Consider the following 24,199-nt stretch of genomic DNA (forward strand, 5'->3'; position numbering starts at 1 on the left):
AGGCGGATAACGGCGGTTCGGCCGTTAGCGGTGGTTCGGCCGTTAGCGGCGGTTCGGCGGTTACGGTGCGACGAGCGCGGCGATGACCCAGAGGACGAGCATGATGCCGAGCATCCCGCCCATCATGATCGCGAAGCCCTTGGGCCCCGAGATGGTCGACTTGCCGCCGTCGCCAGCCACAACGCCTCCAACTTCCTTGCTTCTCACTGCCGGTCACCGGTTGTCGGTCATCGGCTTCCAGATTTCTTGATCGGACGCTGCGCTCCCTGCGAGGCTCCGTGTTGCTCCCGGGGAGACCCCCGCGTTTCCGGGGCTCCGTGCGTGTTCTTCCGGGAAGACTCCGCGTTCTCCGCGAGGCCCTGTGCTGCTCCGCGTGGAGAATCCGCGTCGTAGAAGCGCCGCGTTCCTCGATAAGCGTACGTCCGCCCCCCGCCATGTCGAAAAGCAGGCCCCTCCCGCCCGGGGGCGGGCCGCTTACCCCCCATGTCAACACCCCTCCCACGCCCAGGGAAGACGAACCACAGGTTGTGGATAACTCCGCCGACGCCGCCTGGACGTGCGAAGGGCCGGTGGCACCTGCCACCGGCCCTTCCCTGACTGATGGGTTGTCAGCCCTTGTTCGCCGGCTCCTCCTCGTTGCCCGCCTCGGCCTTGGTGTCCTCGGCGCCCACCGGGGCCTCCTCGATCGCGCCGCCCTTCGCCTCGCCGCTCGCCGCCGCGGCGGGCGGAGCGCCGCCGCCGCCCGCGGGCTCGGCGATCGGGTCGGCGCGCCGCTTGGACACGACGATCGCGGCCACCACGACCGCGACGGCGAGGACGGTCACCCCGGCGCGCAGGGCCGTGTTGTCCGCGTACCGGACGACGGCGTCCGCGATCAGCAGCGCGACCAGGTTCATCACCTTGATCAGCGGGTTGATGGCGGGGCCCGCGGTGTCCTTGAACGGGTCGCCGACCGTGTCGCCGATCACCGTCGCCTCGTGCGCCTCGGAGCCCTTGCCGCCGAGGTGGCCCTCCTCGACGAGCTTCTTCGCGTTGTCCCAGGCGCCGCCGGAGTTGGCGAGGAACACCGCCATCAGCACCCCGGCCGCGATCGCGCCGCCGAGGTAGGCGCCGAGCGGCGCGTACCCGAGCGCGAAGCCGACCGCGATCGGAGTCATGATCGCCAGCAGTCCGGGGGTCGCGAGCTCGCGCTGCGCGTCCGCCGTGCAGATGGAGACGACCCGGTCGTAGTCGGGCTTCTCGGTGTAGTCCATGATCCCGGGCTTGGTGCGGAACTGGTCGCGCACCTCGACCACGACGCGTCCGGCCGCGCGGCCGACCGCCATGATCGCGAGGCCGGAGAACAGGAACACGACGGCCGCGCCGATGATCAGCCCGATCAGGACGTTCGGGCTGTCGATCGAGATGTTGAACGCGGCGAAGTCGCCGAGCGCCTTCTTCGCGTCCCCGGACGCGTCGTTGATCGCGGAGATCACCGTCGTCCGGAACGAGCCGAACAGCGCGGTCGCGGCGAGCACCGCCGTCGCGATCGCGATGCCCTTGGTGATCGCCTTGGTGGTGTTGCCGACCGCGTCCAGCCGCTCCAGCACCTTCGCGGCCTCGCCCTGGACGTCCCCGGACATCTCGGCGATGCCCTGGGCGTTGTCGGAGACGGGGCCGAAGGTGTCCATCGAGACGATGACGCCGACCGTGGTCAGCAGCCCGGTGCCCGCCATCGCCACCGCGAACAGCGCGACGGTGGTGTTGCCGAAGCCGAGCAGGAACGCGCCGTACACGGCCGCGCCGATCACCAGCGCGGTGTAGACGGCCGACTCCAGGCCGAGCGAGATACCGGACAGGATGACGGTCGCCGGGCCCGTCCGGGCGCTGTCGGTGACCTCCTTGACCGGCTTGCGGTTCGTCTCGGTGAAGTAGCCGGTGAGCAGCTGGATCGCGCTCGCCAGCACGATGCCGATGATCACGGCGCCGAGCGCGACGAGGCGCGGGTCGTGGTCGAGGCCGCTGATCTCCTTGTCGGTGACGCCCTTCAGGTCGGCGAACGACGAGGGCAGGTAGGCGAACGCGGCGATCGCCACCAGCACCGCGGAGATGATCGCCGAGATGAAGAAGCCCCGGTTGATCGCCGTCATCCCGGAGCGGTCGCCCGCCCGGGGTGCCACGGCGAAGATGCCGATCACCGCGGTGATGACGCCGATCATGGGGACGACCAGCGGGAACACGAGCCCCTGGGTGCCGAACGCCGCGGTGCCGAGGATCAGCGCCGCGACCAGCGTGACCGCGTACGACTCGAACAGGTCGGCGGCCATCCCGGCGCAGTCGCCGACATTGTCGCCCACGTTGTCGGCGATCGTCGCGGCGTTGCGCGGGTCGTCCTCCGGGATGCCCTGCTCGACCTTGCCGACCAGGTCGGCGCCGACGTCGGCGGCCTTCGTGAAGATTCCGCCGCCGACTCGCATGAACATGGCGAGCAGCGCGGCGCCGAAGCCGAAGCCCTCCAGCACCTTCGGCGCGTCGCCCTGGTAGGCGAGGACGACGATCGCCGCGCCGAACAGCCCGAGGCCCACGGTGAACATGCCCGCCACGCCGCCGGTGCGGAACGCGATGCGCATCGCGGTCCGCTCGCCGCCTTCCTCGCGGGCCGCCGCGGCGACCCGGACGTTCCCCCGAACCGCCAGCCACATGCCGGTGAACCCGGTGACCGCCGAGAAGATCGCGCCGATGACGAAGAAGACCGACCGTCCGATCCGCTCACCGGTCGAGTCGGCGGGGAGCAGGAGCAGGACGAGCGGGATCAGCACCACGAAGACCGCGACCGTGCGGAACTGGCGTTTCAGATAGGCGCTCGCGCCTACCTGAACGGCTCGCGCGATCTCCTGCATCTTGTCGGTGCCCTGGCCCGCGGCCAGGACATCGCGCACGAGACCCGCGGCGACGGCCAGTGCCAGCAGTGCGATCACAGCGACGACGACGACCAATGACAGGTCGCCGCCGCCGAGATCTACTTCTGCGCTGGCCGGGCTTGACAGGGAAAGCCCAGACATCCGTCCTCCTCGACAGGGGTGTTGCGATCTCGATCGCAAAAAGACGATCTTTACCGCGTACCCCGCGAGTCATGATTTCGAACGCCTCGCACGGCAGCGCGGGTCCCGGGAGTCTACGCAGGCGGCACTCGAATGTTAAGGCCGCAGGGCCCTTGAGGAGGATGTCGCCGAAATGCAATGAACGATACGCCGGAATTTGACCTCAAAGCCGACTCATGCGGCATCTTCCCAGGTCAACGGGGGTTGGGCCGTTATTACCCCGCAGCCACCCTGCCGCGCTCAAGCGGCAGCGGGCGCATCAGCGGGGTCGCTGGCGTCTCCATTAAAGCTAGGCTTTAACACGAAATATGTCTAGACCCAAATCGACGAAACCTAGATCAACCACACGAGAATCTCACACCTGAGGCCCCACCAGGCTCATCGGCCTCGTCCCGGACGCCCGTCCGACACGCCGAAACGACCGCTACCGGGCGGTCATCAGGCACCCGGACACGGGCACGGACAGACGGCGGAGAGGGGACGCCTCGCCGCGGGAGCGAGCATGGGGCGGACGATCAACTCGCAGCAGAGCAGTGTGCGACGGACGGTCAGCTCGCGGCAGGAGCAAGCGCGCGGCAGCCGAGTGGGCTCGCGGCGGAGCAGCACGCGGCAGCAGTCAGCTCGTAGTGGGAGCCGCGTGCGGCAGACGATCGACTCGCCGCCGGAGCAACACACGACAGACAGTCAGCTCGCGGCAGGAGCAGCACACGGCGGACGATCGGCTCGCGGCAGAGCAGCGCTGCAGACAGTCAGCGCGCGGCACGCGGTCGGCTTGCCGCCAGAACAGCACACGACAGACAGGCAGCTCGTAGCGGGAGCCGCGTGCGGCGGGCGGTCAGCTCGCGGCCGGAGCAGCACACGGCGGACGATCGGCTCGCGGCAGAGCAGCGCGTGCAGACAGTCAGCTCGCGGCAGGAGCAAAGCGTGCGGGACGCGGTTGGCTTGCGGCGGAGCAGGCCTAGGGCGGACGACGGGCTCCCTGCGGGCAGGCGGATGTTGCGCAGGCGGTGCGCCGCCGGGCAGCGCGGCCCTGGGAGGCGGCGCACCCCGGGAGGCGGTGCATCCCGGCCAGACGGCGCAGCCCCGGCAGGCTGCGTGGTGTTTGGCGGGCCGGGGGCCATTGGCATGGGCGGGCGCGGCAGGTGGTGTGGGGGGACGGTGAAGGCGCTGCTCCGAGGTAGGAGGAGCGAGGCCCCGGGACGAGTGAAGGCCCCGCCGGAGCGGGGCCTTCGGGTGGTGCGGTGAGCGCGCGTCAGATGGTCGCCTCGGCCTCGGCCGGCCAGCTCATCCGTATCTGGACCCCCTTGGGCGTGGCGGCGATCTCGACGTCGTCCGCCAGGCCGGCGATGACGGCCAGTCCCAGTTCGGCGGTGCCCTCGCCGCCGAGGCCGAAATCGAACTCGTCCGCGTCCGGGGCCGTCGGCAGGCCCCCCGCCGCGTCGTCCCCGGGGACGGTGTCGCTGACGGTCACCTCGAAGCGGCGGTCGGCGCCGCTCAACTCCAGGCGGACGGGCTCGTCCGGGCAGTGCCTGCGGTGCGCTTCCACGGCGCGCGAGCACGCCTCGCCGACCGCGAGCCTGACCTCGTCCAGCAGGGGCTCGGCCACGCCGCTGCGGCGGGCGACGGCGGTCACGATCAGCCGGGCGGTCCGGACGTGGACGGGCAGCGCACTGAAGGACAGTTCAACGGTCGCCATCTCAGCTACAGGCCGCCCCTACTTGGCGCCCTTGCGCTTCTCCTCGGCTTCGGCGATCGAGTCGTGGATGCCGAAGACCTTGGTCAACCCGGTGATCCGGAAGATCTTGAGGATGCGCTCCTGGGTGCACACCAGCTCCAGCGACCCGTCGTGGGCGCGCACCCGCTTCAACCCGCCGACGAGGACGCCGAGACCGGTCGAGTCCAGGAACTCCACCTTCTCCATGTCCACGAGCAGGTGGAACTTGCCCTTGTTGACCAGGTCGATGAGCTTCTCGCGTAGCTTCGGCGCCGTGTAGACGTCGATCTCGCCTTCCACGTTGATGACGGTGAGGCCATCGTCGGTGGTGTAGTCGTTCACCTTCAGGTCCACAGATCCTCCAGCGCGCCGTGCAGCACAATCTGATCTCGCCTTCCGAGCCTCCGGGAGGGGGCCGGACGGCGAGACTTCGCCGTGATTCAACCACGCTCCGGCACCGTCCACGTGGGTATTCGTCCACACGGGCGAAAGTTCGCGCCGTCCCGTCTGACCTGCTGCTCCAGGGGTCAGGGCAGGGGGAACGGGCCCTCCGGCGCCGGGGCGTTCCCGTTGTTTTGCCCCGGCTGGCAAACTGAAAACCTCATGGGCGCCCAAAGATCTTCAACCCCTCTCGACCGCCTGCTGGCCGACCCGACCAGACGCGAGCGCATCACTCATGTCGAGCGCGTTCCCGCACGTCAGGGCCGTCGCGCGGAGTGGCCCGCCTGGGCGCCGCCGCTCCTGCTGGAACGGCTGGCGGCGGCCGGCATCGAGGCCCCCTGGGAACACCAGGCGACCGCGGCCGAACACGCCCATGCGGGACGCTCTGTGATCATCGCCACAGGCACCGCGTCCGGGAAATCGCTCGCCTACCTGCTGCCCGGCATCGCGGCGATCTATGCGGGGGAGGAGAATCCTCGCCACGAGGGAACGCTTCTCTACCTCTCCCCGACCAAGGCCCTGGCGGCGGACCAGCTCCGCGCGCTCCGCTCCCTGCGCCTCACGCGCCTGCGCGCCGCGACCTACGACGGTGACACGCCCCAGGACGAACGGACGTGGGTCAGGCAGCACGCCAACTACGTCCTGACCAACCCGGACATGCTCCACCGCTCGATCCTGCCGAGCCACTCACGCTGGTCGTCTTTCCTACGCCGACTCCGTTATGTGGTCGTCGACGAGGCGCACGGCTATCGCGGTGTGTTCGGATCGCATGTCGCGCACGTCCTGCGCAGGTTGCGCCGCATCTGCGCCCGGTACCACGCGAACCCGACCTTTGTACTCGCGTCTGCCACGACCTCAGAGCCCGCTACCGCCGCGTCCCGTCTCACTGGGCTGGACGTCGTCGCGGTGGACGACGATGCCTCACCACGTGGCCCCGCGACGTTCGCGCTCTGGGAGCCACCCCTCACCGAGCTGCGCGGGGAACATGGTGCCCCTGTGCGACGCACCGCCACAGCGGAGGCCGGTGACCTTCTGGCCGACCTCGTCGTAGAGGGCGTTCAGACGCTCGCGTTCGTCCGCTCTAGGCGCGGGGCAGAGTCGGTGGCACTCGGGGCCAAGCGCGCGCTGCACGAAGTCGTCCCCGCTCTGGCGGAACAGGTCGCCGCCTATCGCGCCGGTTACCTCCCTGAGGAGCGACGCGAGTTGGAGGCCGCGCTGCGCGACCGCTCGATCGTCGGACTGGCGACCACGAACGCCCTCGAACTGGGCGTGGACGTCTCCGGGCTCGACGCCGTCCTCGTCTGCGGCTGGCCCGGCACGCGCGCGTCGCTCTGGCAGCAGGCCGGACGCGCCGGACGTTCCGGACAGGCGTCCCTCTCCGTGCTGCTCGCCCGCGACGACCCGCTCGACACGTTCCTCGTCCACCATCCGGAGGCGATCTTCGGGACGCCGGTCGAGGCCACCGTCCTCGACCCCGACAACCCGTACGTCCTGGAACCTCACCTTTGCTCTGCCGCGTCCGAGATGCCGCTCACCGAGGACGACCTTCCGCTCTTCGGCCCGGCCACCGAGGACCTGCTGCCCGACCTCGTCCGGCGCGGGTTCCTGCGCCGCCGCCCCGCCGGCTGGTACTGGACGCGCCGCGAGCGGGCCGCCGACCTGGCCGACATCCGGGGCGCGGGCGGCGCGCCGATCCAGGTCGTCGAGATGGGCACCGGACGCCTGCTGGGCACGGTCGACGAAGCGTCGGCGCACACGACCGTCCATGAAGGCGCGGTCTACATCCACCAAGGCAACTCGTTCATCGTCCAGACCCTGGACTTGGACGACTCCGTCGCCCTGGTCGAATCAGCCGACCCGGACTACTCGACCACAGCCCGCGACGTCACCGACATCACCATCGTGGAACGGTTGCGCACCACGTCCTGGGGCGAGGCCACGCTCTACTACGGCACGGTCGAAGTCGCCCGCCAGGTCGTCGCCTACCAGATGCGCCACCTGCAAACGGGCGAGATGCTCGGCGAAAAGCCCCTGGACCTCCCGGCCCGCACCCTCCGCACCCGCGCCGTCTGGTGGACACTCTCCGACGCCCAGATCTCCGGCCTGGAGCCGGACGACGACCTCGACCTGGCCGGCGCCGCCCACGCCGCCGAGCACGCGTCCATCGGGCTGCTCCCCCTGTTCGCGACGTGCGACCGGTGGGACATCGGCGGCGTGTCCACGGCCGTCCACCCCGACACCGGGCTCCTCACCGTCTTCGTGTACGACGGGCACGAGGGCGGAGCCGGTTTCGCCGAACGCGGCTACGCGGACGCGGCATCCTGGCTACGCGCGACCCGCGACGCGATCGCGTCCTGCGAGTGCGAGTCGGGCTGCCCGTCCTGCATCCAGTCGCCGAAGTGCGGAAACGGCAACGACCCGCTGGACAAACAAGGCGCCCTGACCCTCCTCGCCGTCCTACTGTCAGACGCCCCGAACTAACCACAACCAAGACCCTCAGCCGAGCCGCCCCCGCACCCCAACCAGCCACACCGTCCCTCTACGGGCCGCTCCAAGCAAAGCCCCCCGTCCCACTCCACACCCCTAGCCAGAGGCACCGGGGCCCTACCGGACGGCCCCAAGCCGAGCGCGCCATCTCACCGCGCACGCCCTAACCAGACACACCACCCCCTACGGGACACCCCAAGCTCTGCGCCCCGCCCGACTGCACATCCCTAGCCAGAGAAACCGTCCCCCCATCGGACGGCCCCAAGCCGAGCGCGCGCCATCTCACCGCGCATGCCCTGGCCAGACACACCGCCCCTACGGGCCGCCCCAAGCTCAGCGCCCCGCCCGGCTGCATATCCCTCGCAAGAGGCACCGTCCCCCACCGGACGGCCCCAAGCCGAGCGCGCACCGTCCCGCTGCACAGGCCCTGGCCAGACACCATCCCCCTATCGCCCGCTGCCAGCTAACCGCGCCGTCCCACCCGCAGACCCCTAGCTAGACGCACCATCCCCCGTCGCACGCTCCTAGCTAGCCGCGCCGTCCTACCAGGCAGGCCCGGCCAGACACGCCGTCCCACTAACGGATGGCCAAGCTGAGCACGCCGTCCCACTGCGCAGCCCCGGCCAGACAGTCCTCCCGCTATCGGACGGCCCAAGCTGAGTACGCCGTCCCGTTGCGTAGGCCCCAGCTGGAGCAGAGCACCTTCCCCTGCCGCACGCTACCTAGCTAGCGCGCCGTCCCGGCCGCCGTGCGTCTCGGTCGGCACGCCGTCTCGCCGCTGGATTCCCCTGGTCAGCTGCGACGCCCAGAGGCGGACGTCCTTAGACGGCCGCGACGTCCCGATCCCAGACGCGCCCTGGCCGGTCGGCGCCGTCCTGCTTGCGGCATGCGCCTAGCTGGGGCGCGACGGCCCGCTGCCGGACGGCCGTCTCTGAGCGTGGCGTCCTACTGGCCGAGGCTCGTGGCTCTCCTAGCTGGGCGCGACCCGTTGCGCCGGGACGGTGGCGGGCTGGTCGTCACGGCCGCGCCGCGCTTGGGCCAGCGCCTGCTGCAGCCGTCGCCGCTCCATCTCCAGCGTCTGCAGGGACTCGGCGTGCTCGTCCCGCAGATCCCGCAACTCCCGCCGCATGCCCATGGACCGCCTGAACCCGAGCGCCACGACCATCAGGCCCGCCATGAACACGATCGCGACGACCGCTCCCGCCATGAAGACGTGCCACTGCTCGGTGATCCCCGGAACCTCGTCCCCGAACACGGTCACGTGGGCTTGGCCCGTGTTGTCCAGCACCACCACGACACCGGCCGCGACGGCGGCGAACAGGACGAACAGTCCCAAGAAGATCATGCGGAAGGTCTCCTCTCCAACGGGCCCACACTTCCCGGGACAGGACGGGGCCGAAGCCTCGGACGAAGGACGCGCAACGCCGGACCAACCGGGCGATCCGACTGGCAAGGCAGCCTAGACCCCCGCCCAAACCCCTCGCCAGCCCTCCCCGTCCAGCACCGGATCGCCCACCACACCCCGGAAACACCCGCAGACCCGCAGACAGAATCCCTGGCCTGCAACAACAAACCCACGCCCCCGCCCCGCCCATCGACAAGACAGACGGGAGGGCGGCCCACGACGAAGTCGGCGCACCCAATTGGAGTGGTGCACGCGTCCCTCCCACAGGCGAAACCGGAGCCAACGGCCCTGGCTTGAGCGCGAAGGAGTCGAGCAGGAAGCACCCAATACGTCGGACGCAGCTACATCTAGATGACACAGCGAGCCCGGCCATACGCCAGCCAGCAGGTCAGGAGAACCGTCCGCCCGAGTGACCTGGACGGTGCCGTCTTGGGCGTGACGGGCTGGGGAGTTTGGAGTGCTGTTGCCTGTGCTGGACGGTGCGGTTCGGTGTGGGCTACTTGCGGCGGTGGGCTCGTTTGGGTCTCGGGCTGGGGCCGGACTTGGCTAGGCGGACGGTCACGCCACCGGAGCGCTTGCTCAGTGTCGCGGGACGGCGGACGGCGCCCGCCGCCTTACCGGCCGGTGCCGCGTCGACGAGCGTCGCAGTACCGGAGGGCGGAGAGCTTGCTTCCTTACCGCGCTTCCCTGGCTTGTCGAGCTTCTCAGCCCCGTCGGGCTTCTCCGCCGCGTCCGCCTTGTCGGGCTCGTCGGGCTTGTCGATGAGGGGCATGACGGGGGCCGCTTTGGCGCGGGCTTCGGCGCGGGCGATCTGCTCGCGTGCCCGCCGGACGCGCTTGCGGCCGGTTCCGCTGCGCGCGAGCCGGGCGGCGGTGCCCTTGCTGCTCGTCCCGGCCTGGGCGACGCGCAGGCGCCGCGTCCAGGTTCCGAGGTGGGCGGCGGCGATCAGCAGGACCAGCGCGATGCCCACGCTCTTGCCCCACTGCAGGCGGTCGGTGGCTGCGACGTTCTGCGCCCTCGGCGATTCGGTGGCAATCTGCGGCGCGGGGTAGGCGAGGCCGGGCGTCGCCCCGTTGGGCCGGACGGACGGCAGGGTCACCGGCGAGTCGCCGTTGAAGGGCGTCAGCGGGGTTCCGGTGCCCGGCGCCCCAGAGCCCGAGGGCAGGGTCGGCGCGCTGCCGCCGGGCAGGCCCGCGGACCCGCCGCCGACCAGTGCGCTCGCGCTGGCGGCGCCGGAGTACAGCGAGCCGCCCGTCCCGGTGGAGCGCCGCGCGCGGACGCCGACGGAGACCGGGCCGCTCGACCTGGTCACCGAGAGGCTGGCGGAGCAGCTCGTCCCCTTGCAGAGCGAGCCGATCGAACCGGACGTGGACGCCACCCCGGAGCCGGAGAGCGCGTAACCGGTGAGGTCGTCCTCAAGGCCGCGGTTCCAGCGCACGACGAGTTTGCTGCCGGACACCTGCGCGGACACCCCGGTGGGTGCGGCCGGTGCTATGCGCACGGTGAACGTGTTGGAGTCGTAGATGTGGCTGGTCTGCTTGCCCTTCAGGTAGACCCTGTAGGTGCCGTTGCGGCTGATCGGGAACGTCCCGGACAGGTCGCCGACAAGGCCCTTCTCTTGCAGGACCCTGCTGCCGATCCCGGGGCCTTCCACCCACAACTGCATCGTGAGCGCGAAGTCGAAGTGCGCCTTGGCGGTCAGCTCCGACCCGCTGGTGATGACCGTGCCGCTCGCCGGGGTGATGACGCTCGTCGAGGCGGCCGCCCGGGCGGGCAGGGCGATCATGGGGAGGCTCATCGCAAGGGGTGCGGCGAGTGCTACTGCACCGATCCTGCGAATGACGGTCACGGCCTCAATCCCTTCGACAGCGTCCTGCTCGTCTCATCCCGCCGAGGACCTCGCGGGACACAGCATGCCGAGTGATAACCACGTGCTTACGGCAGCGTAACGTACTGCCGAGTAGCAAGAGTCACAGGACGATGACAAAGATGCGGGCGTTCTCATCCTCCGCACCCCTTCCGCCCTATTGACACTCAGTGCAACGAGCTTCGTCGCGCCAGGCTACGCCGTTCCGCCCCTGGAGGACCAGCCCTCGCACGCGATACGACGCTCAACTCCCCGATCCCCATGGGCACCCGCATGTCCGCTGTCACCCAGACCTCCACGATTTCTCCTCTCACCCGGCACCGCGTCAACCGCGTCCGGTACTCGGCGGCGATGCTCTTCGCCCTGTCGCACGCGACGCCCGCGCCCTCCACCGCCCGGGCCGCCCCGGCCAGTGCGGCCAGGTCGGCCGCCGCGTCCGCACGGTGCCGGACGCCGCGCACCCCGCCCACCGCGATCGCCGCCACCCCGCCGACCCAGATGACGGCCGCGAACGCGAGCACCCAGACCGTCCCGGATCCTCGATCCGACCCAAGGGCGACCCGCCAGGCACCACCACGTCTCACCACGCCTGGCCTCCTCCCTTGTGCTGCGGGGTCGGACGGGCGGGGTCGCCTGGGGTCGTCGGCGATGGGCTCTCGTTCGGGTCGGGTCCGGGGCCCGGTTCTGTGGCGGCGACGGCGTGGGCGTGGACGGTCAAGGTCGCCAGCCCAGCGGCCGCGGGCGGCTTGACGGACGCGGAGACGTCCACCCGGACAGTGGCCTGATCGCGGGTAACGCGCACGGTCGCTCCTTCCGGGACGGCCTTCACCACCAGTTCGCGCACCGCGTCCAGGGACTCGCCTCTCGCCGCGGCCCGTGCGCCGGTTCGCGCGGCGTCCGTGCAGGTGAGCTGGACGGAGGCGAGCACCAGGCCCCACAGCGCGATCGCCGTGATCAGGACCAGGCTGGGGAGGGCTACGGCAATCTCCGCCGTGACCATCCCACGGTCCCTCAGCCGGCGAGCCGCAGGGCCCTCTCGACGACGTGTAAGAGCAGCCCCCTCACCTTGGTGCTGGTCACGACCTTGAACAGCGCGGCCGCGAGCCCCGTGGCCGCGAGCGTGCCGACCGCGTACTCGGCGGTGGTCATCCCTCGGTCCTTGCACGTCCCGCACCATCGCCGCACCGCCGTCCATCTGGCCCGCATGAGGGCTCCTTCCGTTCGTCGTTCTCTTCCAGGCTGCTGGGCCGACGCTCAATGCGACGGGAGAACGCTCGCCTGTGGATAACTCGGGTCTCGTCATGGCACGAGGATCGTGAGGGCGATCCCGGCGACGGCCGGGACGACGCTGAGCAGGACGAAGGCGGGCAGGAAGCACAGACCCAGCGGCGCGAGGGAATGGATGCCCGCCGCCCGGGCCCTGGCGGCCGCCGCCGCGCGCGCCGCACGCCGCTGGTCCTGCGCGAGACGGCTCAGCGTCGGCGCGAGCGCCGCACCGGTGGACGACGCCCGGACCGCCGCTCGGGCGAGCGGCGCGAGCGGCGGTTCCTTCGCGAGGGCCAGCCACGCCTCGGCCGGGTCAGCTCCCAGGTGGATCTGGACGGAGACGGTTCGCAGCTCGTCGCCGAGCGGACCGTCCACCGCGTCCGCGACCGCCGCGACCGCCTCGTGCCATGGGGCGCCGCCGCGCAGGCACGCGGCGAGGAGGTCCACCGCGACGGGCAGATCGGCGACGAGACGCGCCCTCCTGCGCTTCTGCTCGGCGTTTCCCAGGCGGTTGAACGAGAGCCAGACGGTGATCGCGGCCAGGACTCCGATGACCGCGCCGGGCGTTCCGCCGAAGGTCAGCAGGCAGAACGCTCCTACCGCTCCCGCAGCGGCGCGCCGCAGAAGGATGTCGCGCCGTCGCGTTGCGTCTGACCGCCTGTCGTCCGCGCGATGCCTCCCTTCGCCCGGCGGTCCGGGACGATGTCCGGTCTCGCCGGGTTCGGTCGCCGGTCTCGACGCGGGCCGCCGCCGTGTCGCCGACTGAGGGGGGCGAGTCGCTCGGCCACGGCTATGAAGCCCGCCGGTGCGCGGGCCGGGTTCGTTCCGCCGCCTATCCGTGGGTGCGTCGGCACGGTTGCCGCTTCGGCGCCCCACGGGGCCGTGAAGCCATGTCGTAAGGCTCGGACTCCTGCGCGACCGGCCACTCCCGCGGCCTTGGTCGGGCCACCAGATCACGCCTGCTCACCCCGCCGCCGGGTGATCTGTTGCTCGCTCGTCCCAGGCTCAGGTGAGGAGGGATTGGGGCGGTGGGCTGGTCTGCCGTGGCGCTGGGCAGGGCGCCAGGGGGATCGGGTGGGTGCGCTTCCTTGGTCAGGTGGCGTTGTGTGTTCGAGGGGAGCCAGCCATGCGTTTTCGCGATCCTGACTCCTCGGGGAGGGAGACGGTCCGCTCCGTGGGTGGTGCGAGGTGCTGGGGGCGCGGGGCGGGGCTGGTCTGCGGAGCTGGTTCGTGAGGCGTTGATTGGCGGGGTTGGCGCGGCGGGCCAGGAAGTAGGCGGAGGCCGCCGCGCAGAGGATGGCCATCAATGTCGTCATCTCTTCACCTCGTCTCGTGAGGGCGGTCAGTGCGGGGACTCTGCCGATTCGGCCAGGTGGCGCGTCCAGTAGAGGCCGGTCAGGTTGAGGGCGATGCCTGTGACCAGGCAGGCGAGGCCGGGGAGCGTCCCGCAGAGGAAGGACAGCGGGCGCGCGCCGAAGGCGGCGGCCATCACCAGGCCCAAGAGGGGGAGGGCCGCCAGGAGGCGGGCGGTCGCGCGTGGGGCCGCCAGTTGGACGGCGACATCCTGGCGCTGGGCCTCCTTGTCGCGGAGGGCGGTGGCCAGGCCGTCCAGGACGGTGGCCAGTGCCCCGCCGCGTTCAGCGCCCACTCGCCAGCAGGCCGCCAAGAGGCGTAGGCCCTCGGCTCCTGGGCGGTTCGCCAGTTCCGCCAAGTGCTCGAAGGGCGGATGGGGGACGTTCAGGAGTTCTTTCGAGACGTCCGGGTCGAGGACGGCGGTGGCCGCCGCGAACGCCTCGTCGGGTGTGCGGCCGGCGGCCAGTTCGGCGGCCATCGCGTCGCAGAGTTCGATGACGGACGTGCGTCGGCGCTGAGGGAGCGTCCTGCGGGCCCGAAGCGCATCGACCCTGGTCTTGGCGGACTTGAACGGCTTGGCGGTCCGGGGCGGGACGAGGCGGCCTAGGCGGATGGCGGCCGGGGACGGGGTCAGCAGCATCCAGACCGCGACGGCCGCGCAGAGCGACACCAGCGTGGTGTTCATGACGCGAGCCGCGCGGACAAGAGCTCGGCGCCGGGGCCCGAGACCAATTCGCCGGACGGCGTGAACGACACCGCCGGGACGACGCCCACCAGTCCGTCGGGCGCTCGGCTCAGAAGGCAAACCTCCGCCACGCGGCGGTGGCCACCAGCCGGTTCCCTGACCAGGTGGACCACGACGTCCAAGGCGGCGGACAACTGGCTGTGCACCGCCTCCCGCGAGAGCCCCGCCGCGCAGGCCAGCGCTTCCAGGCGGGCCGGAACGTCCGCCGCCTTGTTCGCATGGAGGGTCCCGCAGCCACCCTCATGGCCCGTGTTCAGCGCCTGGAGGAGGACGACGACTTCCGAGCCTCGGACCTCGCCCACCACCAGGCGGTCGGGGCGCATGCGCAGAGCCTGGCGGACGAGGTCGTTCAAGGTCACGCCGCCCGCGCCCTCCATGTTGGGCGGGCGCGCCTCCAGGCGGACCACATGGGGATGGGACGGTCTCAGCTCCGCCGAGTCTTCGACCAGGACCAGTCGTTCGGAGGCGTCCACCCGCGAGAGGAGAGAGCTCAGAAGCGTCGTCTTCCCAGTTCCGGTACCTCCTGTGATCAAGAAGGCGGCTCGGGACTCGATCAGCGCGGCGAGCAGGTCCGCCCCTTCGGGCGGGACGGTGCGGGCCGCGATCAGCTCGTCCAGGGTGAAGGCGCGGCGGCGCGGCAGGCGGAGGGAAATGCACGTACCGGTCGCGGCGATCGGCGGGAGGACGGCGTGCAGCCGTACCCCGCCCGGGAGGCGGGCGTCGGCATAGGGGGACGCGTCGTCGAGGCGGCGTCCTGCGGCGGCGGTGAGGCGCTGGGCCAGGCGGCGGACGGACGCCTCGTCCGGGAACCGGAGGGCGGTGCGGACGAGCCCGGAGCCCGCGTCGATCCAGACCTCGTCGGGCCCGTTCACCAGGACGTCGGTGACGTCCGGGGAGCGCAGCAGCGGTTCGAGCGGACCGGCGCCCACGAATTCGGCGCGTAACTCGTCGGCCAGCGCGAGCACCTCGCGGTCGCCGAGGAGCCGCTCCTCGGCACGAAGCGCGGCGGCGACCAGGCCGGTGGTCGGCTCGCCACCGAGGTCGGCGAGACGGCCCCGGACAGCGTTGGACAGACTGCTCACCCGTCCCCGCCTCTCTGGAGCGCGGCCCGAAGGCCCGTGAAGGGCGGACGCTGCCGGTTTCGCTTCGTCGCCGTCACGTTGCTCCGCCCCCGCCGAGGGGCGAGCGCCGCCAAATTTGCATCGTCGCCGTCACGTTGCTCCGCCCTTGCCGAGGGGCGATCACCCACAGAACCCGAGGGCGGGGGGATTCGTTGGGGTCGTGCTGTTCGGCCTCTGGGTGACGTGTTCCAACGGCCGAGGGTCTTCGCCTTGCTGCGATTTGTCGAGTTGGAGGGCGGTCGCGAGGGAGGGGGGTGGGGTGGGCGGGTTGTCGTGGTCATGCGGCGGCTTCTTCTCGGTAGGCGTAGGGCTGGAGGGCCAGGTCGGCGAGGGTGCGTGCGCAGAACTCGGCGAGGGGGCCGCGGCGGCAGGCCCGTTCGAGGGCGCCCTCGTCGATGGCGGCCGGGAGGCGGCGGTCGCGTTCGTAGGAGCCCGCGGACGGGATGTCGAGCGCGTGCGCGACCGCGTCGGCCGTGAGGCCGCCCGGGGCCGGGCCTTGGACGACGAGCCGCAGCTCACCCGTGTCGCGGCGGAGGGACGCGGCGAGGCCGTCGGCGGCGACCGTCGCGCGGACCTCGGCCGGGACCAGCACGAACGTGAGGTCGGCGGAGCGCAGGGCGGCGCGGCCGACGTCGTCCGGGTAGCGGGGGACGTCCACGACGACCAGGTCGAAGCCGCGGACGGCCGAGTCCAGCAGGGAACGGGCCGACTCGCCGGAGACCGGGACGGGCGCGCCCCGCCGCCACGACAGCACGGAGAGGTCGCCGGACGACGGCAGCGTCTCGCGGAGGGTCGCGGTGTTGAGGCGGCCGCGCCGCTCGGCGAGGTCGTGCCAGCGGACGCCCTCGCGCTCCTCCAGCCCGAGCATGAGGTCGACGCCGCCGCCGAGCGGATCGGCGTCCACGAGCAGGGTGCGCAGGCCCTGGCCCGCGGCGGTGAGGCCGAGCGCGGCGGCGAGGACGCTGGCCCCCGCGCCGCCGCGCGAGCCGGTGACGCAGAGCGTGGTGGCCCAGCCGCCCTCGGGTTCACCCGCGGCGGCGAAGGCGTCGACCAGCCAGTCCTCGTGGTCGGGGAGGGCGGCGACGTCCTGCGCGCCCACCTCGACGGCCAGCCGGTACGTCTCGGACGTGGCGGCGCCGGGGGTGACCAGGACGACACCGGGGCGGCGCGGGAAACCGGCGGACGCCGCGTCGGCCGCGACGTCGGCGCCGACCAGGACGAGGGCGGGCCACGTCCAGGCGGCTCTGGCCTCGTCGGCGCCGCAGGCGACCTCGGCGTGGGCGTCGGCAGCGGCCGCGAGGCGGAGCAGGCCGTCGGCCAGGACAGGGTCGCCCGTGACGATCAGTGCCGCGAGATTCATCGGGATGCTCCTTCGACGTTCGGAGACATCCACCTTGCGGCGCGCAACGGCGGCGATGAAGACGTCGCGCGAACTGTGGATAACTTCGCCGCACCCCACGACCGACCGCCCCCGAACGACCCGACCGGCCCTGAACGACCCGACCGGCCCCAGGCAACCGACCGACCCCGGGCAACCGACCAGCTCGACTGATCGGCGCGGACCACCGGCACGCGCGACCGGCGCGTACGACCGGCGTGGACCCCCGGTGCCCACGACCCGCGCGGACCACCCGCGCGGACCACCGGCACGCACGACCGGTGCGGACGACCGGTGCGGACGCGACCGGCACAGACCACCGGCGCGCACTACCGGCACGGACAACCCCCGCGGACAACCCGCGCGGACCACCCGCGCGGACAACCAGCACGGACGACCCACGCGGACCACCGCTGCGGACGACTCGCGCGCGGGCCACCGGTGCGGACGGCCGCGGGAGGTCAGTGGCGATGTGTGGTCGCGACGGCTATGGGGAGACGGTGGTGGCTGCCCGGGGGGCTGCGGGGGAATTCGCGGGGGGTGGGTGGGAGACGGCGGGGCGGTGGCGCCGGAGAGGTTTGCGCCGCCGCCCCGCGTCCCACGAATGGGCGACCCCCGCCGGGGGGGAGAGCGGGGGTCGCCATGCGGTCCGGCTCCGGGGGGGTAGAGCCGGGCCGCTTTCCCAAGAAAGACTCGGGGAGTTCGGCTAAGCCGACGCAAGTTCGCTCTATAGCAGAGGCAAACTCACTGACTCCAGTCTAAGCAGATACAACATATGCTGCCCGATCGTTGAGAGTTCCGTCGAGTCGCAAACTCGCCTAGCAGGTGACGATTTTTCTCACCTGGTTGGGACGATCCCCTCAACACGTACTGGATCGGTGCCGCAAGTTGCCGTCCCGCTACCCGACAGGACGCCGCGATCCCATGCACAGTACGTGCATCGGCACGGGCATGCGAGCGTACAGGAGAACTAAAGATCTTTCCTACCCCGGGCACCGGGATCGGTCCGCGCAAAAGGAAACGATCACGGTGCGTGATCATTTTTGTGACCATTGCCCGGGTTCCGGTTAGTCCGGAATGGCGTAATCCATCCCGCGTTGGCCACATTGGACACCCGCGCCCCCTGCGCCGCGGCACTCGCCGACCAGGCCCGCTTTCCGGACAGGGCCTTGTCAACTGGGCAAATAAGGCGTAGGAAGGTCATACGGACCACGTGTCCGAGCACGGCAGCCGGGCACCCACGCGCGACCAGCCGCGGGAGGCGCGTCGAGACGGGCTTGACCCGATCCGACGGATACGAGGTGCACGCTTGGTAACCCGGTGTGACGTGGCTGGCGGCGGCGTCCCGGAGTGGGGCGCCGTTCGCTTTGTGCCGCACCGAACGCCCCCGGGTTTTCGCGCGGCGGATCCACCTTCGGCTTGACAGGCGGCTTTGCTCCGGACGAAAGATCGGTTACCGGTCGCGCACGTCCAGTCCCAGAGCGGACGCGAGGACGACCGCCTGAAACGGATCGATCACGGCGCGCCGCAGTTCCACGGTGCGCGGATCCATCGACGAGATGTCGCTTCCGCGTAGATCGCAGCCCGAAAAGTCGGCCTTGTGAAGTGACGCACCCGACAGGTCGACGGAGCGGATCTCGGCCCCGTCGCAGCGCGCGCCCGTGAGATCCGCCTCGCGCATGCGCAGATCCGTGAACGAGGCCCGGCGCAGGTCGGCGCCCGGCAGGCCGGTGAACGACCAATCGCCGCCCTTGACCTTCAAGAGGTCGAACGTACAGCGGTCGAACATGCTGCCAAGCAGCTTGCATCCGCTGAAGGTCGCGTCGAAGAAGCCGCAGGCGACGAACGTACAGTTCACGAACGCGGCATCGGTGTGGGTGGACGCGTTGAACCGCGCCCCGCGGAACGTGCAGTCGGTGAAGACCGCGCCGACGCCATGGGCCTCGGTCATGTCGACGTCCACGAACAGGACGGCTTCGTGGTTCTCGCCCGTCAGATCACGCGAATCCCAGTCTGCGGACGAGATGGTCGTCTCCGTGGGCGCGGCGGGACGTCCGTGCATGCGATCGGCCATTCCCCCAGCATGGCCCACGCCACCGACAAAACCCCGACAGGCCCCGACAGGGCTCAGCCGCGCATGAAGGCTTCGCAGATCGCCTGCGAGTCGCGAGCGGCGGCGGCCACGGCCGCGGAGCAGTGCGCGATCCACTGCGCGACGCCCTCCGAGGTACCCCCGGCGTAGGCGCGGAGGGCTTCGGCGTAGCCGTCGGCGAGTTCCAGGTGCCCGACCTCTGGCGCGACCAGTGATTTGGGGTCGAGTCCACGAGCGACAAGGGTGAGGCGCTGGGCGGCACGGGCGACGAGCCCGTCCCCCCATCCGAACGGACGCAGCGTCAGCAGCTCGCCGTGCACGATGGCCGCGACCACCAGCGCGGGCGCTTTCGTCGTGCCGGTGAGGAGCCCGCTGAGGGCGTCCAGGCGTGCCGCCACCTCGGACGGCGACGGCGGCTCGCCAAGGCCCAGCTCGTCCTTCACAGGACCGTCGTCCAGGCGCGGACGTCCTAGGGAGGCGGCGTCGACCGCGTCCGCCGCAGCGAGGACGTGCATCCGCGCGAGAGCCTGCCGGGGAGCCCTGCGCCAGGTCTCCGTCAGCGTCCCCAACTCGGCGGAGACACGCAAAGAACCCTGGACGACGGGATCGGCGGGGTTCTCCGTGGTGCGCAGCTCGTCCAGAGTGACGGCGGCCCCTTCGAGGACGGCCGAGGCCCGGGCCCCGCGCAGAGCCGACTCCGTCGACACCTCCGCGCTGCGCCGCCGCAGGACGCGGTGGCCGAGCAGCCGGTCCACCGCGGAGCGTGCCTCGTCCACGGCGCCGGGCACTCCGGGCAGGTTCGCCACATCGGCAAGGGGATCGGTCACGGCCCGACCTTATGCGCTACGCCCCCTCGACCCGGACAGCACCCCACGCCACCCGCACGACACCCCACACCACCCCGGACGCCGCCACACGCCGTCCGCACAGCGCCCCACACCATCCCAGACGCGGCCCCACACCATCTGCACAGCGCCCCACGCCATCCCGAACGGCCCCCGCGCCATCCCAGACGCCGCCCCACAGCACCCCGGACGGCCCCCACGCCACCCCGCAGCGCCCGCGCGCCATGCGGACAGGTCCCCACGTGCCCGGACGCATCTCCCGCGCCGCGCTAACCGGAGGCACCGTTCGCATAGACGCGAGACCCTCCGGGCACGTAGAACGGAAGCGGTCCCCCCGCGGCGGGGCACCACGATCCGCCGTGTCGGGAACATCACACAACACCATCCCGAGCCGTGAGCGCCGGTCCGCGTTCGTCATCCACGACACCCCCAGGCCACGGCCTTGTGGTGACCGGGACGTTCCTGGTGGAGTGGGGATACCGGGCGACCCCACGCTTCAGCTAGCAAGGAGTGAGCGTTGAGCCAGAGCCAAGAGACACTGTCGAACCTTCTGCAGGAGACGCGCCGCTTCCCCCCGCCCGCGCAGATCGCCGAGTCGGCCAACGTCAAGGCCGAGGCGTACGAGCAGGCGGCCGCGGACAGTCTCGCCTTCTGGGCGGAGCAGGCGGATCGGCTCTCCTGGTCCAAGCGGTGGGACGACGTCCTGGACTGGAGCAATCCGCCGTTCGCCAAATGGTTCGTGGGCGGGGAGCTGAACGTCGCCTACAACTGCGTCGACCGGCACGTCGAGGCAGGACGCGGGGACAAGGTCGCGTTCCATTGGGAGGGTGAGCCGGGCGACTCCCGTACGCTCACCTACTCCGACCTCCAGCACGAGGTGAACAAGGCTGCGAACGCGCTGCTGGAACTGGGTGTCCGCAAGGGCGACCGGGTGGCGATCTACCTGCCGATGATTCCGGAACTGCCGATCTCGATGCTGGCGTGCGCGCGCATCGGCGCGACCCACTCGGTCGTGTTCGGCGGCTTCTCCGCGGAGGCCCTGCGCACCCGCATCGACGACGCGCAGGCCAAGCTCGTCATCACCTCGGACGGCGGGTTCCGGCGCGGCAAGCCGTCCGACCTCAAGAGCATCGTGGACGAGGCCGTCGCGCAGACCCCGACCATCGAGCACGTCCTCGTCGTACGCCGCACTGGGGAGCAGGTCGCCGAGAACGAACGCGACCTGTGGTGGCACGACGTCGTCGACAGGCAGAGCGACCAGCACACCGCCGAGCCCATGGACTCCGAGCACCCGCTGTACATCCTGTACACGTCCGGGACGACGGGTAAGCCGAAGGGCATCCTGCACACCACCGGCGGCTACCTGACCCAGTGCGCGTACACGCACTGGGCCGTGTTCGACCTGAAGCCCGAGACGGACGTCTACTGGTGCTCCGCCGACATCGGCTGGGTGACGGGCCACTCCTACATCGTGTACGGGCCGCTCGCCAACGGCGCGACCAGCGTCATCTACGAGGGCACCCCCGACACCCCCAACAAGGGGCGCTGGTGGGACGTCATCCAGAAGTACAAGGTGAGCATCTTCTACACCGCGCCCACCGCGATCCGGACGTTCATGAAGTGGGGCGACGACATCCCCGCCCAGTACGACCTGTCGTCCCTGCGCGTGCTCGGGTCGGTCGGCGAGCCGATCAACCCGGAGGCCTACGTCTGGTACCGCAAGCACATCGGCGGCGACCGGACCCCCGTGGTCGACACCTGGTGGCAGACCGAGACCGGCGCGATCATGATCAGCCCGCTGCCGGGCGTGACGGCCGGGAAACCGGGCGCGGCGATGCGCCCGCTGCCGGGCATCGCGGCGGACGTCGTGGACGACCAGGGCCGGTCCGTCCCGAACGGCGGCGGCGGGTTCATGGTGGTCAGGGAGCCGTGGCCGAGCATGCTCCGCACGATCTGGGGCGACGACGAGCGGTACGTCAAGACGTACTGGTCGCGCTTCGAGGGCCTGTACTTCGCGGGCGACGGCGCCAAGCGGGACGAGGACGGCGACATGTGGCTCCTCGGCCGCGTGGACGACGTCATGCTCGTGTCCGGCCACAACATCTCCACGACGGAGGTCGAGTCGGCGCTGGTCGCGCACCCGAAGGTCGCCGAGTCGGCGGTCGTCGGCGCGACCGACCCGGTGACCGGGCAGGCGATCGTCGCGTTCGTGATCCCGCGCGGGGACGCGGGTGGCGACGTCGAGGGCGAGGAGTTCCTGCGCGAACTGCGCGACCACGTCTCGAAGACGCTCGGCCCGATCGCCAAGCCCCGGCAGATCATGATCGTCCCGGAGCTGCCGAAGACCCGCTCCGGCAAGATCATGCGGCGGCTGCTGCGGGACGTGGCGGAGAACCGCAGCATCGGCGACGTCACCACGCTGGCCGACAGCACGGTGATGGACCTGATCTCGGAGAAGCTCCCGAGCGCCAAGCCCGAGGACTGACACCCCGCCCCGCCCCCGGCCCTGGCCCCCAGCCACGGCTCCCAGAGGCGGACACACATCGGCCCGCGCCCGGCGCACCCCGCCGGGCGCGGGCCGCGCCGTTCCCGCGCGTTGGGTAAGGTCGGAGGAGGTGCGCCGGGAAGTCTGGTCGGCAAGCGACCGCCCGCTCTCCGCGGCGGGCGGGCTTCGACCAGGCCGTCCACGGCCTTCCGGGGGTTTGTCTGCATGGCGCGCCCACCTGTGCGGCGCCGCGTCGCCGCGACGTGGCCCTTCCGTCCGACCGTCCGGTACGGGACGCAGGTCGCCTCGGCCCTGCGCACCGAGACCATCGGCGGGATCATCATGCTGCTCGCGGCGGTGGCCGCCCTCGTATGGGCCAACACGCCCTGGGCGGACGCCTACAAAGACCTCCAGAAATACGAGATCAGCCCAGCCTGGCTCGGCCTCGGGCACATGGACGTCCAGCACTGGGCGTCCAGCGGCCTGCTCGCGGTGTTCTTCTTCATCGCCGGTCTGGAACTGCGCGAGGAGCTGACGCACGGCGAGTTGCGCGACCCGAGGGACGCGGCGCTGCCCGTGATCGCGGCCGCCGCCGGGGTCGCGGTCCCGGCGCTGATCTTCCTCGCGGTGAGCGCGGGCGAGCCGGGCGCGGCGCGCGGCTGGGCGGTGCCGACGGCGACGGACATCGCGTTCGCCCTGGCCGTCCTCGCCGTGACGTTCACCTCGTGCCCGGCCCCGCTGCGCGCGTTCCTGCTGACCCTCGCCGTGGTGGACGACCTCATCGCCATCACCATCATCGCGCTCTTCTACACGACCGGGCTCACCTGGCTGCCGCTCATCCTGGCGGTGGGGCTGATAGCCGTTTACGGGTGGCTCCAGTACAAGGACGTGAGGTCGCCCTGGATTTATGTACCGATCGCGGTTCTCGCCTGGTACTTCCTCCAGCGAAGCGGCATCCACGCGACCGTCGCAGGGGTCGCGCTGGGAATGCTCACCAGTTCCAAGGAGACCCCGGACGAGCGTCCGACCAACGCCGAACGCGCCGACCACGCCCTGCGGCCGTTCTCCGCGGGCGTGGCGGTGCCGGTCTTCGCGTTCCTGTCGGCGGGCGTCGGGCTCGGCGCGTCCCAGCTCGGGGGCGTGCTCGGCGATCGGGTGGCCCTCGGCGTGATCGCCGGGCTGGTGATCGGTAAGTTCGTGGGGGTCCTCGGCGGCGCCTGGACGGCCGTCCGGATGGGCCTCGCGACCCTGGGGGAGGATCTGCACTGGCAGGAGATCGCGGGCGTCGCGCTGCTGGCCGGGGTGGGTTTCACCGTTTCGCTGCTGATCGGCGGTTTGGCCTATACCGACCCGTCACAATTCGAGAGAGTGACGACTGCGGTCCTGATCGCGAGCGTTCTCGCCTCGGCGGCCGCCGCCGTCGTCTTCCGGAGAAGGACGCGTCTGCGCGCGTCCGGACTGAAGGAGAGTTAGCGATATGTCCGAGCAACTGCCGGGCGAGGGCGCCGGGGACGACCGGTCCATCGGCGAGCTGGTCGCGCTGGCGTCCAGCAACATCTCCAACCTCGTCAGGGCGGAGATGGACCTGGCCAAGCTGGAGCTCAAGGCCGACGCCAAGAAGGCGGCGCTCGGCGGCGTGATGTTCACGATCGCCGCGCTGATCGGCGGGCTGATCGTCATCCTGCTGTCGATCTCCCTCGCGTACGGGCTGGTCGCGCTCGGCATCTGGCACTGGGCCGCGTTCCTCATCGTGGCCGGCGCGTACCTGCTGCTCGCCGCCCTGCTGATCTTCATCGGCTACCGCCGGATCCGCAAGATCGACGGGGCGAAGCGGACCCGGCGGACGCTGAAGGACGACCTGTCCGCGCTCCGCCACCGCGGCGAGCCGGGCGCCCCCGAGCTGACGGGCTGACCGGCGGC

Annotated in this window: 18 protein-coding genes; 4 read left to right on the plus strand and 14 right to left on the minus strand. The window is 71.1% G+C overall.

Annotated elements, in window-relative coordinates:
* Positions 1-608 precede the first annotated feature (608 nt).
* From ACH01S_RS21245 to ACH01S_RS21255, 3 genes are all read right to left on the minus strand, one after another.
* Positions 609-3,041 carry a sodium-translocating pyrophosphatase gene (locus tag ACH01S_RS21245; RefSeq protein WP_067893909.1) on the minus strand — a complete coding sequence of 811 codons (2,433 nt, stop codon included), beginning with the start codon at positions 3,039-3,041 and terminating at the stop codon, positions 609-611.
* Positions 3,042-4,332: 1,291 nt separating this feature from the next.
* Positions 4,333-4,776 carry an ATP-binding protein gene (locus ACH01S_RS21250; protein WP_067893912.1) on the minus strand — a complete coding sequence of 148 codons (444 nt, stop codon included), beginning with the start codon at positions 4,774-4,776 and terminating at the stop codon, positions 4,333-4,335.
* Between the two features lie 18 nt (positions 4,777-4,794).
* On the minus strand, positions 4,795-5,148 hold the full coding sequence (locus tag ACH01S_RS21255) for an STAS domain-containing protein (protein ID WP_021597910.1): 354 nt from the start codon (positions 5,146-5,148) through the stop codon (positions 4,795-4,797).
* A 249-nt stretch (positions 5,149-5,397) separates the two neighbouring features.
* On the opposite strand from ACH01S_RS21255, the gene ACH01S_RS21260 reads away from it, so the two are divergent.
* Positions 5,398-7,716 carry a DEAD/DEAH box helicase gene (locus ACH01S_RS21260; protein ID WP_083980951.1) on the plus strand — a complete coding sequence of 773 codons (2,319 nt, stop codon included), beginning with the start codon at positions 5,398-5,400 and terminating at the stop codon, positions 7,714-7,716.
* 976 nt (positions 7,717-8,692) lie between these two features.
* Here ACH01S_RS21260 and ACH01S_RS21265 read toward each other — a convergent pair.
* The 11 genes from ACH01S_RS21265 to ACH01S_RS21315 form a co-directional block, all read right to left on the minus strand.
* Positions 8,693-9,067 (minus strand): hypothetical protein, encoded by a 375-nt coding sequence (locus ACH01S_RS21265; RefSeq protein WP_067893914.1) that lies wholly within the window; start codon positions 9,065-9,067, stop codon positions 8,693-8,695.
* 556 nt (positions 9,068-9,623) lie between these two features.
* A complete protein-coding gene (locus ACH01S_RS21270; protein WP_067893917.1) occupies positions 9,624-10,913 on the minus strand; it encodes a hypothetical protein in 1,290 nt (429 codons plus the stop codon).
* A gap of 248 nt (positions 10,914-11,161) precedes the next feature.
* Positions 11,162-11,578, minus strand: coding sequence for an Rv3654c family TadE-like protein (locus ACH01S_RS21275; protein ID WP_067894243.1), 417 nt, complete (start codon positions 11,576-11,578; stop codon positions 11,162-11,164).
* On the minus strand, positions 11,575-11,994 hold the full coding sequence (locus tag ACH01S_RS21280; protein WP_067893920.1) for a TadE family type IV pilus minor pilin: 420 nt from the start codon (positions 11,992-11,994) through the stop codon (positions 11,575-11,577). Before ACH01S_RS21280 ends, ACH01S_RS21275 begins: the two co-directional genes overlap by 4 nt.
* Before the next feature lie 11 nt (positions 11,995-12,005).
* Positions 12,006-12,143 (minus strand): DUF4244 domain-containing protein, encoded by a 138-nt coding sequence (locus ACH01S_RS21285; RefSeq protein WP_222869203.1) that lies wholly within the window; start codon positions 12,141-12,143, stop codon positions 12,006-12,008.
* Positions 12,144-12,293: 150 nt separating this feature from the next.
* Complete coding sequence (locus tag ACH01S_RS21290; RefSeq protein ID WP_246236488.1) at positions 12,294-12,707, minus strand: type II secretion system F family protein; 414 nt, start codon at positions 12,705-12,707, stop codon at positions 12,294-12,296.
* An 895-nt stretch (positions 12,708-13,602) separates the two neighbouring features.
* Complete coding sequence (locus ACH01S_RS21295; protein WP_067893926.1) at positions 13,603-14,298, minus strand: type II secretion system F family protein; 696 nt, start codon at positions 14,296-14,298, stop codon at positions 13,603-13,605.
* Positions 14,295-15,440 (minus strand): TadA family conjugal transfer-associated ATPase, encoded by a 1,146-nt coding sequence (locus ACH01S_RS21300; RefSeq protein ID WP_067893929.1) that lies wholly within the window; start codon positions 15,438-15,440, stop codon positions 14,295-14,297. Before ACH01S_RS21300 ends, ACH01S_RS21295 begins: the two co-directional genes overlap by 4 nt.
* Before the next feature lie 316 nt (positions 15,441-15,756).
* Entirely contained in the window at positions 15,757-16,839 is a 1,083-nt protein-coding gene (gene ssd, locus ACH01S_RS21305; RefSeq protein ID WP_067893933.1) for a septum site-determining protein Ssd, read from the minus strand.
* A 1,471-nt stretch (positions 16,840-18,310) separates the two neighbouring features.
* Positions 18,311-18,931: a pentapeptide repeat-containing protein gene (locus ACH01S_RS21310; RefSeq protein ID WP_067893935.1), complete on the minus strand. Its 621-nt coding sequence runs from the start codon at positions 18,929-18,931 to the stop codon at positions 18,311-18,313.
* Between the two features lie 53 nt (positions 18,932-18,984).
* Complete coding sequence (locus tag ACH01S_RS21315; RefSeq protein WP_067893940.1) at positions 18,985-19,776, minus strand: Fic family protein; 792 nt, start codon at positions 19,774-19,776, stop codon at positions 18,985-18,987.
* Positions 19,777-20,311: 535 nt separating this feature from the next.
* Here ACH01S_RS21315 and acs point away from each other — a divergent pair.
* The 3 genes from acs (at position 20,312) to ACH01S_RS21330 (ending at position 24,191) form a co-directional block, all read left to right on the plus strand.
* A complete protein-coding gene (gene acs, locus ACH01S_RS21320; RefSeq protein WP_067893943.1) occupies positions 20,312-22,279 on the plus strand; it encodes an acetate--CoA ligase in 1,968 nt (655 codons plus the stop codon).
* A 225-nt stretch (positions 22,280-22,504) separates the two neighbouring features.
* Positions 22,505-23,752 (plus strand): Na+/H+ antiporter NhaA, encoded by a 1,248-nt coding sequence (gene nhaA, locus ACH01S_RS21325; protein ID WP_218010343.1) that lies wholly within the window; start codon positions 22,505-22,507, stop codon positions 23,750-23,752.
* Positions 23,753-23,756: 4 nt separating this feature from the next.
* A complete protein-coding gene (locus tag ACH01S_RS21330) occupies positions 23,757-24,191 on the plus strand; it encodes a phage holin family protein (protein WP_067893949.1) in 435 nt (144 codons plus the stop codon).
* Positions 24,192-24,199: the final 8 nt, after the last annotated feature.

The organism is Actinomadura chibensis NBRC 106107 (assembly GCF_001552135.1).
Taxonomy (GTDB): domain Bacteria; phylum Actinomycetota; class Actinomycetes; order Streptosporangiales; family Streptosporangiaceae; genus Spirillospora; species Spirillospora chibensis.

Bases quoted from the DNA above. Each gene is read 5' to 3' on its own strand.
- ACH01S_RS21245 (WP_067893909.1), bottom strand. From the start codon at position 3,041: ATGTCTGGGCTTTCCCTGTCAAGCCCGGCCAGCGCAGAAGTAGATCTC.
- ACH01S_RS21250 (WP_067893912.1), bottom strand. From the start codon at position 4,776: ATGGCGACCGTTGAACTGTCCTTCAGTGCGCTGCCCGTCCACGTCCGG.
- ACH01S_RS21260 (WP_083980951.1), top strand. From the start codon at position 5,398: ATGGGCGCCCAAAGATCTTCAACCCCTCTCGACCGCCTGCTGGCCGAC.
- ACH01S_RS21265 (WP_067893914.1), bottom strand. From the start codon at position 9,067: ATGATCTTCTTGGGACTGTTCGTCCTGTTCGCCGCCGTCGCGGCCGGT.
- ACH01S_RS21270 (WP_067893917.1), bottom strand. From the start codon at position 10,913: ATGATCGCCCTGCCCGCCCGGGCGGCCGCCTCGACGAGCGTCATCACC.
- ACH01S_RS21280 (WP_067893920.1), bottom strand. From the start codon at position 11,994: ATGGTCACGGCGGAGATTGCCGTAGCCCTCCCCAGCCTGGTCCTGATC.
- ACH01S_RS21285 (WP_222869203.1), bottom strand. From the start codon at position 12,143: ATGACCACCGCCGAGTACGCGGTCGGCACGCTCGCGGCCACGGGGCTC.
- ACH01S_RS21295 (WP_067893926.1), bottom strand. From the start codon at position 14,298: ATGAACACCACGCTGGTGTCGCTCTGCGCGGCCGTCGCGGTCTGGATG.
- ssd (WP_067893933.1), bottom strand. From the start codon at position 16,839: ATGAATCTCGCGGCACTGATCGTCACGGGCGACCCTGTCCTGGCCGAC.
- ACH01S_RS21310 (WP_067893935.1), bottom strand. From the start codon at position 18,931: ATGGCCGATCGCATGCACGGACGTCCCGCCGCGCCCACGGAGACGACC.
- nhaA (WP_218010343.1), top strand. From the start codon at position 22,505: ATGGCGCGCCCACCTGTGCGGCGCCGCGTCGCCGCGACGTGGCCCTTC.
- ACH01S_RS21330 (WP_067893949.1), top strand. From the start codon at position 23,757: ATGTCCGAGCAACTGCCGGGCGAGGGCGCCGGGGACGACCGGTCCATC.